The sequence below is a fragment of the Sulfuricella sp. genome, assembly GCA_041651995.1.
Classification (GTDB): domain Bacteria; phylum Pseudomonadota; class Gammaproteobacteria; order Burkholderiales; family Sulfuricellaceae; genus Sulfurimicrobium.
The window spans coordinates 30,366-45,766 of sequence record JBAZID010000006.1 but is presented as its reverse complement, the minus strand read 5'-3'; the positions used below and the strand labels follow the sequence as shown (position 1 = coordinate 45,766).

Below are 15,401 nucleotides of genomic sequence, written 5' to 3'. Positions count from 1 at the left end.
CGTTGCCATGCTCGACCTGAAACTTCACCCCTCGCGCACGCTGGTTTTCCTGCTCGCCATGGCACACCTGCTATCCCTGCTTGTGGTCTGGCTCCTGCCGCCAATGCCGGCAATACAGATCGCCACCAGCCTGCTGATCATGGCCAGTTTCCTCTTTCACCTGCGGCGCGACGGCCTGCTCGCGGCAAACCATTCAATTCTTCAGCTGCGCCTTGATCCTGAGTGCAATTGCACTTACCAGACCCGCGCTGGCGTATGGCGGGAAGCCAGGCTGCTGGGCTCCAGCATGGTCACGCCATGGCTCAGCGTGCTCAATCTCTCGCCAGAGAACAGCCGCCTGACTCGTCACATCGTCATTTTTCCGGACTCGGCGGATGCGGAATCACGAAGAAAAATGCGCGTTCTGCTGCGCTGGAAATGCGGCAATGCCAGCAGAGCCTGATTGGCTTGCTGGTATAATCAAAGCCTTTTAACCCCGCTCATGATGTTACTTCCGTCGCCCCTCCCCTTACCCGGCCAACGCACGCGCCATACAGGCCTGCATGGCTCCAGCGATGCGCTGGCGCTGGCCCGGCTGGCGCAGGAAGCGCGGCCGCTGGTGATCCTGACGGAAACCGCCTGGCACGCCCAGCGCCTGCGTGACGAAATCGCCTTTTTCGCGCCCCAGCTGGCCGTCCACCTGTTGCCCGACTGGGAAACGCTGCCCTACGATCATTTCTCTCCACACCAGGATCTGGTCTCCGAGCGCCTCGCGACGCTGTACCAGATTTCCCACAATGCCTGCGACGTCATCATCGTTCCGGCGACCACGGCGCTGTGCCGCCTGCCGCCACGCGAGTTTCTGGCTGCCCATGCCTTTTTCCTCAAGCAGGGCACCAAGCTGGATCTCGATGCGCTGCGCGAACAGCTCACCCAGGCTGGCTACACTCACGTCACCCAGGTGCTGACGCCGGGCGAATATTCGGTCCGCGGCGGGCTGGTGGACCTGTTCCCCATGGGCAGCGCGGTGCCTTACCGGCTCGATCTGTTCGATCAGGAAATCGAGTCCATCCGCACCTTCGACGTGGATACACAGCGCAGCATCTACCCGGTGAAGGACGTGCGCCTGCTGCCGGCGCGCGAATTCCCGCTCGATGAGGCCGGCATCAGCCACTTCCGCCAGAGTTTCCGTGAAAAATTCGAAGGCGATCCCTCCAAGAGCCAGCTTTACAAGGATGTCAGCAACGGCCTGGCGCCGCTGGGCATCGAATACTATCTACCGCTGTTCTTCGAGCACACGGCCACGCTGTTCGATTACCTGCCGGAGCATGCGCTGCTGTGCCTGCACCACGATCTGGAAGGCGCCGCGCAGCAGTTCTGGCAGGATACCCGCTCGCGCTACATGCTGCTGCGCGGCGACCGCAACCGCCCCCTGCTCTCGCCGGAAGAACTGTTCCTGCCGGTGGATGTGTTTTTCGGTGAAATCAAACTGTTTGGCCGCATCGAAATTTCCGCCGAACCCGGCGAGCAACCCATCACCCGGCCCGTGCCCCCGGTACAGGTCGAGCGCCGCGCCGAAGACCCGCTGGAAAATCTGAAAGGCTTCATCGAGCACTTCGCTGGCCGCGCCCTGATCCTGGCAGAAAGCATGGGACGGCGCGAAACCATGGCGCAATACCTGGCCGAATACGGCCTGAAACCAGCCATCTGCGAAAATTTCGCCCAATTCGAAACCAGCCCTGAACGGCTCATGCTTGCAGCGGGGCTGGTGAGCACCGGCTTCGTACTCACTGCTAACGCCTCACCCCTCACGCCTCACCCCTCACTGGCTATCATCACCGAAACCGAGCTTTACGCCAGCCAGGTCCGCCAGTCGCGGCGCCGCGATACCACGCGCCGGAGCAATGTCGAGAACATGCTGCGCGACCTGTCCGAGCTCCGGGCCGGCGACCCGGTGGTGCATGAGCAGCATGGCATCGGCCGCTATCTGGGCCTGGTGAACATGGATCTGGGCGAAGGCGAAACCGAGTTTCTGCACCTCGAATACGCCGGTGGCGACAAGCTCTACGTGCCGGTTTCCGACCTGCATGTCATCAGCCGCTACAGCGGCGCCAGCCCGGATTCCGCGCCCCTGCACCGGCTCGGCAGCGGACAGTGGGAAAAGGCGAAAAAGAAGGCGCTGCAGCAGGCGCGCGACACCGCCGCGGAACTGCTCAACCTCTACGCGCAGCGGGCCGCGCGCACCGGCTACGCATTCAAGCTCAACCATCACGATTACGAGGCTTTCTCCTCCACTTTTGACTTCGAGGAAACGCCAGACCAGGCAGCCGCGATCCAGGCCGTGATCGGGGACATGACCTCCGGCCAGCCGATGGACCGGCTGGTGTGCGGCGATGTCGGCTTCGGCAAGACCGAGGTGGCCCTGCGCGCTGCCTTTGTGGCGGTTGCCGACGGCAAGCAGGTGGCGATCCTGGTCCCCACCACGCTGCTGGCGGAACAGCATTTCAACAATTTTTCCGACCGCTTTTCCGACTGGCCGGTGAAAGTGGCCGAGCTGTCGCGCTTCCGCACCGCCAAGGAACAGACCCTGGCGCTCAAAGGGCTGGCCTCGGGCGAGATCGACATTGTGATCGGCACCCACAAGCTGATCCAGAAGGACGTCAAATTCAAAAACCTGGGCCTGGTCATCGTGGACGAGGAACACCGTTTCGGCGTGCGCCAGAAGGAGCAGCTCAAAGCCATGCGCGCCGAAGTGGACGTGCTGACCCTGACCGCCACGCCGATTCCGCGCTCGCTGTCGATGTCGCTGGAAGGCCTGCGCGACTTTTCCGTCATCGCCACCGCGCCGCAAAAGCGCCTCTCCATCAAGACCTTCGTCGCCCCCTATTCCGAAGGCATCATCCGCGAAGCGGTGCTGCGCGAGCTCAAGCGCGGCGGCCAGGTGTATTTCCTGCACAACGAGGTGGAAACCATCCTCAACGTGCAGGAAAAGCTGACGAAACTGCTGCCCGAGGCACGCATTGCCGTGGCCCACGGCCAGTTGCACGAGCGCGACCTGGAACACGTGATGCGCGATTTCTACCAGCAGCGCTTCAACGTCCTGCTTTGTACGACCATCATTGAAACCGGTATCGACATCCCCACCGCCAACACCATCCTGATGAACCGCGCCGACAAGTTCGGCCTGGCGCAGCTGCACCAGTTGCGCGGCCGGGTCGGACGTTCGCACCACCAGGCCTACGCCTACCTGCTCACGCCGGGCGAGGTGGCGGCGCTCACCCCGCAAGCCAGGAAACGTCTGGAAGCGATCCAGATGATGGAAGACCTGGGCGCCGGCTTCTACCTGTCGATGCACGATCTGGAAATCCGCGGCGCGGGCGAGATCCTGGGCGAATCGCAGAGCGGCGAAATGCAGGAGATCGGTTTCAGCCTCTATGCCGACATGCTCAGCCAGGCCGTGAAGGCGCTCAAGGACGGCAAGGAGCCGGATGTGGCCGAGCCCTTGGGGGTCACCACGGAAATCAACCTGCACACTCCGGCGCTGCTGCCCAGGGACTACTGCGGCGACATCAACCAGCGCCTGACGCTCTACAAGCGGCTGGCCAATTGCGACAGCATGGAAGAACTGGATGTGCTGCACGAAGAACTGATCGACCGTTTCGGCCTGCTGCCGCCAGCTGCCAGCGCCTTGCTTGAATCACATCGCCTGCGCGTCCTGGCCAGGCCGCTGGGGATCAGGAAAATTGACGCCAGCAGCGATGCCGTGGTGGTGCAATTCGTCCCCAGCCCGCCGATCGACCCTGCTAAAATCATCGAATTCATCCAGAAACAGCCCGGCTGCAAGCTGGCCGGCCCGGACAAGATCCGCATCGGCGTTCCGCTGCCCGAAGTTGAACAGCGCATCACCGTGATCAAATTTTTATTCAAGAAACTGCAATAAGGACCCCGACATGACTCATCTGATCCGCCCCTTTGCCGGCCTGCGCCCCGCACCCGGACGTGCCAGCGACGTTGCCGCCCCGCCCTATGACGTGCTTTCCACCGCGGAAGCACGGGTGCGCGCAGATGGCCGCCCCTGGAGCTTCCTGCATATCTCGAAACCGGAAATCGACCTGCCGCCTGAAACCGATCCCTATGCCGCGGAAGTCTATGCCAAGGCAGCGGAAAACCTTCAGCGCATGATCGATGAAGGGGTGCTGAAGCGCGATGAAAGCGCCTGCTACTACGCCTACCGCCTGGTCATGGGGGAACACAGCCAGACCGGGCTGGTGGCGGCGGCAGCGGTGGCGGACTACGACACCAACCGCATCCGCAAGCACGAGTTCACGCGCCCCGACAAGGAAGACGACCGGGTACGCCAGATCGACGCCCTCAACGCCCAGACCGGGCCGGTGCTGCTGGCCTACCCCGCTGCGCCCGAAGTGGACGCCATTCTCGCCCAGGCCAGTGCGGGGCAGCCCGATGCCGACGTCACCGCTGACGACGGCATCCGCCACACCATCTGGGTGATGCACGATGCCGGCATCAACGCGAAACTGACCCAGGCTTTCGACGCCATGCACGCCATCTACATCGCCGATGGCCATCACCGCTCCGCCTCGGCCTCACGCATATGCGCTGCACGCAAGGCCGCCAATCCCGGCCACAACGGAGAGGAAAGCTACAACTACTTCCTGTCGGTGATCTTCCCGCACCACCAGATGAAAATCATGGACTACAACCGTGTGATCAAGGATCTGAACGGCCTGGACAAAGCGGCTTTTCTCCAGCGCATCGGCGAGCGCTTTTCCGTTGCAACCTCTGCCAGGCAGATGAAACCGGCGCAACCCAATGAGTTCGGCATGTATCTGGATGGCCAGTGGTACCGCCTCGCCATCAAGCCGGAGCTGATCCCCGCGCAGGACCCGGTGGCGCGGCTCGATGTCAGCCTGCTGCAGAACAACCTGATCGCGCCGGTGCTGGGCATTGCCGACCCGCGCCGCGACAAGCGCATCGACTTTGTCGGCGGCATCCGCGGCCTGGCGGAACTGGAAAAGCGCGTCGATAGCGGTGAAATGGCGGTAGCGTTCGCCCTGTTTGCCACGCGCATGGAAGACCTGATGGCGGTGGCCGACGCCAACGAAGTCATGCCGCCCAAGTCCACCTGGTTCGAGCCCAAGCTGGCGGATGGCCTGGTTTCACATGCCCTGAATTAGGGATCAACGGACACGCCATGAGTGAAAGCATCGTCATTCAGGGTGTGTCCGGCCCCACTCCATTCCTCGATCAACTGACCCGTCTCACCTGCTGCACCAGCCATAGCCGCATTGAGAATCAGCCAGTCTTCCGTTTTCATGGCGGAAGCCTAAGCCTTGCCCTGCATGAATTCTGTCTCGAACATCAACTCGATTGCGCATTGGTCCCTGACGCCCGTCAACTTGCGCACTTCGGGCTGGTGGCTTTTGACATGGACTCCACTCTCATCGATATTGAGACTATCGACGAACTCGCAGTTATTGCTGGCGTCAGTGAACAGATCATCCCGCTCACCGAACGCGCCATGCGCGGCGAAATCGACTTCGAAACCAGCTTCCGCCAGCGCGTTGCATTGCTAAAAAACCTGCCTGTGACAGCGCTGGAAACTGTTTACCAGCAGAAACTTCGGCTTAATCCTGGAGCGGAATGTTTGATAAAGGAATTGCAACGGCTTGGCTTGAAAACGGTGCTTATCACCAGCGGTTTTGAATATTTTGCCGAGCGGCTTAAATCCAGGCTAGGGCTTGATAATGTAGTTTGCAACCGGATCGGGATTTATGACGGGCATTTTACAGGGGAAATCAGCGGCAAACTGATCGATGCGGCGGGGAAAGCGAGCGCTCTCGATGAGTATAGAATTGCCCTGGGCCTGCGGCGCGAGCAAGTCATCGCCATTGGTGACGGCGCCAATGATCTCCCTATGCTGGGCATGGCGGGCATGGGTATTGCCTACCATGCCAAAGCGCTAGTCCGCGAGCAGGCCACTTGCGCGTTGAACTTCGTTGGTCTGGCCGGGGTTCTCAACCTGTTCGAGTTACCCCGGAAGATCAACGTTCAGTCTTCTCCAGAGCGTCCTTCCTGATCTCGACTTTGGTTTTTTGCTTAAGACCAGCAAGGTAAGCCGCAGCATATTCACGCTCCAGCATGCTGGAAAAACGTTGCGCATAAGCCTGCCTGCGGCCTTCTTCCAGTGTGCCAGCCTCAATCAGCTTTGATACCTTGATCAGGGTGTAGCCCCCCTGCTTGTTTTCGACACCGGCGTAAGCAGGCAGCTTGTCAGCTTTTGCCCGGAAAGATTCCTTCAGTACCTCCGGCCCCAGATCAGCCGGTCTGGAACGGCTAACAAGCTGCGCAGGGCTCCAGTTCAAACCATCTGGCGTATTACCCTGCTGCAACTTGGCCAAAGCATCCTTGCCCCATTTCACAGCCAATGCAGAAGCCTGCTGGCGCTGCAAGCGCTGGCCCAGCGCAGCAGCAACTTCTTCCAGTGGTTTCACGCTGGCGGCTTTATATTCCAGCAGGCGGGCTGCCACCAGCGTATTGGGCACAACCTCGATCGCTTCGGTGTTGCGTTTGTTCTTCAGCACTTCCTCAGCAAACACAGCCTGCAACAGCTTGGGATTGTTGAGCAGCGGGGTTTCGCTCGCCATCCGGGTAACCCAGTCGCTCTGCCCGATCTTGAGTCCGAGTTGCTGAGCTACCGGTGTGAGGCTATCCCCTTGCTCATAGACCAGGTTGCTGAAATTCTCGGCATTCTCGGCAAATTTCTTGCCGGCTTTCTGTTTTTTTAATTCCTGGGTGATTTCATCATGCACATCTTGCAGCGAGCGCAATTGGGCGGGCTTGATCGCAGCCAGCTTGATAATGTGATAGCCGAAATCCGATTGCACCAGATCGCTGATTTCACCCGCCTTCATATTGAAAGTTGCGTCGTCGAAAGGCTTGACCATCGCACCACGGCCAAAATAACCCAGGTCACCGCCTTGGGCCGCAGAGCCGGTATCCTGCGAATACTGTTTGGCCAGCTGCGCAAAATTATCCGGATTCTGTTTGGCTTCCTGCAAAACCTTGCGCGCCTTTTCCAGCGCAGCGGTTTTTTCAGCGGCGCTGGCTGTTGCAGCCATACCAATCAGTATATGGCTGGCCTGACGCTCTTCCATCTGCCCAAATTGGCTTGCATGCTCCTTGTAATAGGCTGCAATTTCTTCTTCACTCACAGTAAGCTGCGCTACCAGATTTTCTGCCGACAGCACAACATATTCGAGGCGAGCCTGTTCAGGGAGCTTGAATTCATCCCGATTTTTTTCATAATAATCCTTGATTGCAGTCGCTTCGATTCTGGCTTGAGGCATGAACTGCTCGATCTGGATTAGCGCCTGACTCGTTTCACGTTGTTGCTCGTTGATACGCACCAGATTCTCCGCAACCGTTTTTGGAATAAACGCATTGCGAATCACGCCTGCCTGAGCCGTCTGCAACAGTAGATCCTGACGCAGGCGATGTTCGAACATGCCGACAGTCATGTTTTGCTGACGCAACACCGACTCGTAACGCGCATTGGAAAAGGTTCCGTTTTCCTGGAAAGCCTCAATCCCGGCGATAAATCTGGCAAGCTGGGCATCGGTAACAGCCAGACCATCCTGTGTTGCATCAGCCAGCATGACACGCTGATTGACCAATCCATCCAGGACCGATTTGCGTATCTCCGGATTATCCATCATCGCAGGGTCAAAGCTCTTGCCCAGCGCAGTGCGCATCTGCTCTTGCTGGTCCCTCAGCGCCTGGGAAAATTCATTTTGCGAAATTTCCTGCCCGCCCACCTTGGCGACCACCTGGCCGCCACCGCCGCCCGTCATATAGGAATCAACACCCCATAAAGCGAAGGGAATGGTAATCAGGACCAGAATGGCTTTGGCAATTTTGCCTTGAGCATGTTCGCGAATGACTTCTAGCATAGTTTTAACCCGTAAACGGCTTCCCGATTGGACGAAGCCGGTTTGATTTGGCTGCAAGAAAGAAAAAAGGGTGAACCGAAGTTCACCCTTGTTTGGCGGAGTGGACGGGACTCGAACCCGCGACCCCCGGCGTGACAGGCCGGTATTCTAACCAACTGAACTACCACTCCATAAACCTTAAATACAACTGGTGGGTGCTGACGGGGTCGAACCGCCGACATTCGCCTTGTAAGGGCGACGCTCTACCAACTGAGCTAAGCACCCTATGATTTTCAACTTGAGGTTTTGAAACCTCTCAAAATCAAAGAGCCGCTAGTTTACAGCATCCTTGAGCGCTTTACCAGCCCTAAATTTAGGAGTCTTGGCAGCCTTGATCTTGATGGTGGCGCCGGTGCGCGGATTGCGTCCGTTACGCGCAGCACGCTTACCTACGTAGAAGGTACCGAAACCAACCAGGGTCACCATATCGCCTTTTTTCATGGCACCCTTTACAGCAGCAACAGCAGCATCCAGAGCGCGGCCAGCAGCAGCCTTGGACATGTCAGCATCTTTAGCGATCGCGTCAATCAGCTCAGATTTGTTCACGTGTAGTCCCCTTTCAGTTTGGTTGATGTTACAAACAGTCCAGCAACCGCTTTATATCAAGCCGCAAAACCTTGTGTCAAGCGGTTCTACGAAGTTTCATGTCAAATAATTTAATGTTTGATTGCAGCGGAGACCGACGCTTCCTCTGCAACAGCCGGAAGCGGCGTAACCTCCTCCATCTTCTCCGGCAGCGCCTCTGGCTTTCTTTCCAGTGCAATATCAAGGACTTGATCTATCCATTTGACCGGATGAATTTCCAGCTTACCCTTGATGTTGTCAGGGATTTCCACCAGATCCTTGACGTTCTCCTGCGGGATCAGGACAGTCTTAATGCCGCCACGGTGTGCCGCCAGCAACTTCTCTTTCAGCCCCCCGATAGGCAAAACCTCGCCACGCAGAGTAATTTCACCGGTCATCGCCACATCCGCCCTCACTGGAATACCGGTCAGAATGGAAACCATCGCCGTAGTCAGCGCTATACCTGCGCTCGGCCCGTCCTTGGGCGTCGCGCCTTCCGGCAGGTGGATATGGATATCGTTTTTCTGGTAGAAATCTTCCGCGATGCCCAAGGAACGGGCGCGGCTGCGCACCACGGAAAGAGCCGCCTGAATGGATTCCTGCATCACCTCGCCCAGCTTGCCGGTGGTTGTCATCTTGCCTTTTCCAGGCAGGGCCACCCCTTCGATGGTCAGCAGTTCACCGCCCACTTCGGTCCACGCCAGCCCGGTCACTTGCCCAATCTGGTTATGCTGCTCCGCCACGCCAAAGGTAAAGCGCTGCACACCAAGATATTTGTCGAGGTTGCGCGTGGTAATGGATACTTTCTTGCCACCATTCTTGAGCAGCAACTCCTTCACCACCTTGCGGCAGATTTTGGCAATCTCCCGTTCCAGACTGCGCACACCAGCCTCACGCGTGTAGTAGCGCACGATGTCCCGGACCGCGCTTTCCGGAACGCTGATTTCCGTGTCCTTCAGCCCATGCGTCTTGAGCTGCTTGGTCAGCAGATAGCGCATGGCGATATTGACCTTCTCGTCTTCGGTATAGCCGGAAAGACGGATCACTTCCATGCGATCCAGCAAAGGTGCCGGAATGTTCATGGTATTGGAAGTAGCGACAAACATCACATCGGAGAGGTCGTACTCCACTTCGACGTAATGGTCGACAAACGTATGGTTCTGCTCCGGGTCGAGCACTTCCAGCAGCGCAGACGAGGGATCGCCCCGGAAATCCATGCCCATCTTGTCGACTTCATCCAGCAGGAACAGCGGATTGCGCACCGCCACCTTGCTCATGCTTTGCAATATCTTGCCCGGCATGGAGCCGATATAGGTGCGACGGTGGCCGCGAATCTCGGACTCGTCGCGTACGCCACCCAGAGCCATGCGCACAAACTTGCGGTTGGTCGCGCGGGCGATGGACTGACCGAGCGAGGTCTTGCCCACGCCAGGAGGCCCGACCAGGCACAGAATCGGCGCCTTGAGCTTGTCCACGCGCTGCTGCACGGCAAGATACTCGACAATCCGTTCCTTCACCTTCTCCAGGCCGTAATGATCTTCTTCCAGAACTGCTTCGGCAGCGGCCAGATCCTTGCTGATCTTGGTTTTCTTCTTCCACGGCAATCCGACCAGAACATCAATGTAATTGCGTACTACCGTTGCCTCGGCCGACATCGGCGACATCAGCTTGAGTTTTTTGAGTTCCGCATCCGCCTTGGCCTTGGCTTCCTTTGGCATCTGCGCAGCCTTGATTTTTTTCTCCAGCTCGTCCAGGTCAGCGCCCTCATCCAGATCACCCAGTTCTTTCTGGATCGCCTTGACCTGTTCGTTGAGGTAATACTCGCGCTGGCTCTTTTCCATCTGGCGTTTGACCCGGCCACGGATGCGCTTTTCGACCTGAAGGATATCGATTTCGGAATCCAGCTGGCCCAGCAGGTGCTCCAGACGCTCGCGCACCGGGAACATTTCCAGCACATGCTGCTTCTGTTCCAGCTTCAGGGGCAGATGTGCGGCAATGGTGTCAGCCAGGCGACCGGCCTCATCAATGCTGGCCAGGGAAGTCAGGATCTCGGGCGGGATTTTCTTGTTCAGCTTGACGTATTGATCAAACTGGGCAAAAACACTGCGCATCATCGCTTCGGTTTCATTATCGTTTTCAGGAGGAGCCGGAACCACGTCAGCCTGGGCAGAAAAATAGGCGTCATCGTCGAAAAACTCGGTCACTTCGGCGCGCTGATTGCCTTCCACCAGCACCTTGACTGTGCCATCGGGCAGTTTCAGCATCTGCAATATGCTGGCAACACTACCGATGCTGTACAGATCGTCCAGGGTCGGCTCATCCTTGGCTGCTGATTTCTGCGCCACCAGCAGGATATGCTTGCCCGATTCCATGGCTGCCTCAAGCGCCTTGATGGATTTTGGCCGGCCCACGAAGAGGGGAATCACCATGTGCGGAAACACTACCACGTCGCGCAGAGGCAACAAGGGTAGTTTTACGGTGCTGGAGAGCGGTTCGTGCGTTTGTAACGACATGGAATATGCGCCTTAATAAATGCCAGATTGTTTAATAATTAAGGAGAGGTCCGGAAATTTCAAGCTGAACAGGAAAATAAACCACAGCAAGCCGGGGGTATGGCAAAGGGAAATTCCGGAAGCACAAGCGCGCTTCCGGACAACATCAATCAGGCAGCCTGAGGTTGATCTGCGTAAATCATGAGTGGTTTGCTTGCGCCATTGACCACACCATCATCCACTACAACCTTGCTGACGTTGGACATGGATGGCAAATCATACATGGTGTCAAGCAGTGCGTGCTCCAGAATGGAGCGCAATCCACGTGCACCCGTTTTGCGGGCCAATGCCTTTTTGGCAATGGCATCCAGCGCGCCGTCACGGAACTCGAGCTCCACGCCTTCCATGTCAAACAATTTCTGATATTGCTTGGTAAGCGCGTTTTTGGGTTCGGTCAGGATACGAATCATGGCAGATTCATCCAGCTCCTCAAGCGTTGCGACTACAGGCAAACGGCCAACGAACTCCGGAATCAAGCCAAACTTGATCAGATCCTCAGGCTCCACTTCGCGCAACACTTCACCGATATCCTTGCTGTTATCCTTGCTCTTCACTTCGGCGCCAAAACCAATACCGCCTTTTTCGGAACGGTTACTGATCACCTTTTCCAGTCCGCTGAAAGCCCCGCCACAGACAAACAGGATGTTGGTGGTGTCCACCTGCACAAATTCCTGATTGGGATGTTTGCGGCCACCTTGCGGCGGTATCGAAGCAACGGTCCCCTCGATCAGCTTCAGCAGGGCCTGCTGCACGCCTTCGCCCGATACATCACGGGTAATGGACGGATTGTCGGACTTGCGCGAAATCTTGTCGATTTCATCAATGTAGACAATACCGCGCTGCGCCTTCTCGATGTCGTAATCACATTTTTGCAGCAATTTCTGAATAATGTTTTCGACGTCCTCACCGACATAACCGGCTTCGGTCAGTGTGGTGGCATCCGCCATGACAAACGGGACATTGAGCAGGCGTGCCAGGGTTTGGGCCAGCAAAGTCTTGCCCGAGCCCGTCGGACCGATCAACAGGATATTGCTCTTGGCCAGCTCAACCTCGTCATTCTTGTTCTGGTTTTTCAAACGCTTGTAATGGTTGTACACCGCCACCGACAAAATGCGCTTGGCCTGCGCCTGGCCGATCACATATTCATCCAGGATCTGATTGATTTCCTGCGGTACCGGCAAGTCATCTGCCCCACCCTTGGTGGACTGTTCGCCGCGGATTTCCTCGCGGATGATGTCGTTGCAGAGATCCACGCATTCATCGCAGATAAAAACCGAAGGCCCTGCAATCAGCTTGCGCACCTCGTGCTGGCTCTTGCCGCAAAATGAACAATAGAGCAACTTTTCACTGCCTGAGTCTTTTGCCATTGTTTCCTAATCCCCAATAGTCAAGCGTTTCACGGCTTTATTAAGCCGCAACTTCTGTGCGATTGACAAGTACTTTATCCACCAGGCCATACTTCACCGACTGCTCCGCACTCATGAAGTTATCCCGGTCAGTATCTTTTTCAATGGCCTTGACTGTCTGACCGGTATGTTTCGCGAGTATCTCGTTAAGCTTCTGACGCAGATAGAGAATTTCCCTGGCATGGATCTCGATATCTGAAGCCTGTCCCTGAAACCCACCCAACGGCTGGTGAATCATCATGCGCGAACTGGGCAGACTGTAGCGCTTGCCCGGCGCTCCCGCCGTCAGCAGCAAAGCGCCCATGCTGGCAGCCTGGCCAATGCACAGGGTTGAAACGTCGGGCTTGATGAACTGCATGGTGTCGTAGATCGCCATGCCTGCTGTAACCGAACCACCGGGAGAATTGATATAAAGATAAATGTCTTTATCAGGATTTTCTGATTCAAGGAACAGCAACTGGGCTACGACAAGATTGGCACTCATTTCATTGACAGGGCCAACCAGAAAAACCACCCGTTCCTTCAGCAGGCGCGAGTAAATATCGTAGGCGCGCTCGCCACGACCACTCTGCTCGATCACCATCGGAATGTAACCGAGGCTTTGCGGATCCCAGTTGCTCATTTCATTCATTTATTTTTTTCCCATCAATTCATCAAAAACGATCGACTTGTCCACAACTTGCGCCTGTGTCAGGGCCCATTCGACCACATTACCTTCCAGCACCAGGGACTCTATCTCTGCCAATTGCTGCGGATTGGAGTAAAAATACTTAATCACCGACTCCGGATCTTCGTAGCTTTGAGCCACTTCAACAATCTGCGCCTGAATCTGCTCAGGCTTTGCATTGAGCTTATTAGATTTGACCACTTCCGCCAAAATCAAGCCCAAGGCAACACGGCGCTTGGCCTGATCGCGGTGCAATTCGGGCGACTGCATGCCATCCATCACCTTAACGCCGTGAGAAGACATGCTTTGGCGCATTTGCTCCATCAGACGCTCGATTTCCATTTCGACCAGGGCGGTTGGCAAAGCCAATTTCGTGGCCTCAAGCAGAGACTCCATCACCTGCGTTTTAACCTTCTCCTGAACCCGTTTCTTGCCTTCGCGTTCCAGACTGGCACGAATTTCATCGCGCATCTTTGTCACATCGCCATCCGCCACACCCATGCTCCTGGCAAAATCAGCATCAATTTCCGGCAATTTTGCTTCTTCCACTACGTTCAGCGTCACCTCGAAGGTCACACCCTTGCCGGCCAGTTCCTTTGAGTGATATTCCTCAGGGAAGGTCAGATCAAATTTTTTGGTTTCACCAGCTTTCATGCCCACAAACTGGCCTTCAAAATCGGGGAGCGTACGCCCTTCGCCCAGAACCAGGTTGAACCCCTTGGCCTGACCGCCTGGAAATTCGACATCATCCAGCGTACCGCGATAATCCACGTTCACGCGATCGTCAGTTGCTGCGGCCCGATCAACGGCTTGATAAGCAACCCGCTGCTTGCGCAGAATTTCGAGAGTTTTGTTCACTTCCTCGTCGCCAATGGTGACGGATGGACGCTCAATCAGGCTTGCACTGATATCACCCAGCACAACTTCCGGATAAACCTCGAAGGTCGCCGTGAACTCCATGGACTCGCCCGCACCCTGATCAGCCTTGGGTTCGATGCGCGGATAGCCGGCAACCCTCAACTGGCTCTGCTGTACTGCATCAGAAAAGCTCTTCTGTACCGATTCGCCCAGCACTTCCTGACGCACTTGCCCGCCGTGCTGCTGTTCTACCATTTTCATGGGAACCTTGCCGGGACGGAATCCCTGCATTTTGACTGTGCGCGCCACCTGTTTCAGGCGCTTTGCCACATCAGCTTCGAATTGCACCAAGGAAACGGCAAGATTCAGAGTTTTTTCCAGCGGGTTCACATTTTCCGTTTGCATCTTCAACATTCCTTAATATCACTTAAAATTCGGGGTTCAAATTCATGGCTTTAATTCAGGCTAGGCGCACCGCCAAACCACACAAAACAAATAATTTTCCAGTATAGCATAAGCAACCAAAACGGCCATGGCCGCACCGGACACCCAGATACAGAATACACAATGGAAACTTGATTGTTCTTGGGAATTTGGTACAATTGCCTGTTTTTCCACCTTGCCTTATCGTCCCGCATGGCGAAAGGCTTTAACCCACAAGGAGTATGCATGCGCCATTACGAAATCGTTTTTATCGTCCATCCCGACCAGAGTGAACAGGTTCCGGGCATGGTCGAACGTTACCGCGGCCTGGTTACGGCCAAGAGCGGCAACATCCACCGCCTTGAAGACTGGGGCCGCCGCCAGCTGGCTTACCCGATCCAGAAAATTCACAAGGCACACTACGTCCTTATGAATATCGAATGCGACCAGGAAACCCTGGACGAACTGGAGCACGCCTTCCGCTTCAACGATGCAGTTCTGCGTTACCTCATGGTCAGCATGAAGGAAGCGATGACCACCGCCTCCCCGATGATGAAGGAAGAGAAATCGCGCTCACTGCAATCCCAGGGCGAGGGTCAGGCTGCTCCTGCAGTTGCCGCGGCCTAAGTGTCTGGCAACCGGATCGTACTGAGTGGCAAAATCCTTACAATCGACCCGCTGCGTTATACACCAGCAGGCATTCCGGCACTGAATCTGACGCTGGGGCACAGCTCCAGGCAAGTCGAAGCGGGGATGGAACGCGATGTCGAATGTGAAGTGCAGGTCGTAGCGCTGGGTGAACTGGCACAACAGACCGTCCGCTGCAAAGTGGAAGATGGAATCAGGATTCAGGGGTTCCTGGCCAGGAAAAGCCGCAACAGTACGCAACTGGTATTGCATGCAAACAGAATTGAACTGATAGAAATTTAAAGAGGTAAATAAA

The 15,401-nt window shown here is 56.5% G+C and carries 12 protein-coding genes and 2 tRNA genes; 6 read left to right on the top strand and 8 right to left on the bottom strand.

Annotation, left to right across the window (positions count from 1 at the left end; all coding sequences use genetic code 11):
- Nucleotides 1-7: 7 nt before the first annotated feature.
- Genes WC392_09660 through serB form a run of 4 tightly spaced genes read left to right on the top strand, consistent with a single transcriptional unit; the run spans nucleotide 8 to nucleotide 6,076 of the window.
- Nucleotides 8-442: a protein YgfX gene (locus WC392_09660; GenBank protein MFA5242621.1), complete on the top strand. Its 435-nt coding sequence runs from the start codon at nucleotides 8-10 to the stop codon at nucleotides 440-442.
- 42 nt (nucleotides 443-484) lie between these two features.
- Nucleotides 485-3,919 (top strand): transcription-repair coupling factor, encoded by a 3,435-nt coding sequence (gene mfd / locus WC392_09655; protein MFA5242620.1) that lies wholly within the window; start codon nucleotides 485-487, stop codon nucleotides 3,917-3,919.
- Nucleotides 3,920-3,929: 10 nt separating this feature from the next.
- Nucleotides 3,930-5,174, top strand: coding sequence for a DUF1015 family protein (locus WC392_09650; protein MFA5242619.1), 1,245 nt, complete (start codon nucleotides 3,930-3,932; stop codon nucleotides 5,172-5,174).
- Between the two features lie 17 nt (nucleotides 5,175-5,191).
- Entirely contained in the window at nucleotides 5,192-6,076 is an 885-nt protein-coding gene (gene serB / locus WC392_09645) for a phosphoserine phosphatase SerB (protein ID MFA5242618.1), read from the top strand.
- On the opposite strand, the gene WC392_09640 is transcribed toward serB, so the two are convergent.
- From WC392_09640 to tig, 8 genes are all read right to left on the bottom strand, one after another.
- Nucleotides 6,042-7,949: a SurA N-terminal domain-containing protein gene (locus WC392_09640; protein ID MFA5242617.1), complete on the bottom strand. Its 1,908-nt coding sequence runs from the start codon at nucleotides 7,947-7,949 to the stop codon at nucleotides 6,042-6,044. The two genes, serB and WC392_09640, sit on opposite strands and share 35 nt — an antisense overlap.
- A 93-nt stretch (nucleotides 7,950-8,042) precedes the next feature.
- Nucleotides 8,043-8,119, bottom strand: a tRNA-Asp gene (locus WC392_09635).
- An 18-nt stretch (nucleotides 8,120-8,137) separates the two neighbouring features.
- A tRNA-Val gene (locus tag WC392_09630) sits at nucleotides 8,138-8,213 on the bottom strand.
- Between the two features lie 48 nt (nucleotides 8,214-8,261).
- On the bottom strand, nucleotides 8,262-8,534 hold the full coding sequence (locus tag WC392_09625) for an HU family DNA-binding protein (protein MFA5242616.1): 273 nt from the start codon (nucleotides 8,532-8,534) through the stop codon (nucleotides 8,262-8,264).
- 110 nt (nucleotides 8,535-8,644) lie between these two features.
- On the bottom strand, nucleotides 8,645-11,065 hold the full coding sequence (gene lon / locus WC392_09620) for an endopeptidase La (GenBank protein ID MFA5242615.1): 2,421 nt from the start codon (nucleotides 11,063-11,065) through the stop codon (nucleotides 8,645-8,647).
- A 149-nt stretch (nucleotides 11,066-11,214) separates the two neighbouring features.
- Nucleotides 11,215-12,471 carry an ATP-dependent Clp protease ATP-binding subunit ClpX gene (clpX, locus tag WC392_09615; GenBank protein MFA5242614.1) on the bottom strand — a complete coding sequence of 419 codons (1,257 nt, stop codon included), beginning with the start codon at nucleotides 12,469-12,471 and terminating at the stop codon, nucleotides 11,215-11,217.
- 40 nt (nucleotides 12,472-12,511) lie between these two features.
- On the bottom strand, nucleotides 12,512-13,141 hold the full coding sequence (gene clpP, locus WC392_09610; protein MFA5242613.1) for an ATP-dependent Clp endopeptidase proteolytic subunit ClpP: 630 nt from the start codon (nucleotides 13,139-13,141) through the stop codon (nucleotides 12,512-12,514).
- Nucleotides 13,142-14,440, bottom strand: a complete 1,299-nt coding sequence (gene tig, locus WC392_09605) for a trigger factor (protein MFA5242612.1) — start codon at nucleotides 14,438-14,440, stop codon at nucleotides 13,142-13,144. It abuts the gene before it with no gap.
- A 264-nt stretch (nucleotides 14,441-14,704) separates the two neighbouring features.
- Here tig and rpsF point away from each other — a divergent pair, with 264 nt between their 5' ends.
- Both rpsF and priB read left to right on the top strand, forming a co-directional pair.
- Nucleotides 14,705-15,085: a 30S ribosomal protein S6 gene (rpsF, locus tag WC392_09600; protein MFA5242611.1), complete on the top strand. Its 381-nt coding sequence runs from the start codon at nucleotides 14,705-14,707 to the stop codon at nucleotides 15,083-15,085.
- Nucleotides 15,086-15,388, top strand: coding sequence for a primosomal replication protein N (gene priB, locus WC392_09595; GenBank protein MFA5242610.1), 303 nt, complete (start codon nucleotides 15,086-15,088; stop codon nucleotides 15,386-15,388).
- The last annotated feature ends 13 nt before the right edge of the window (nucleotides 15,389-15,401 follow it).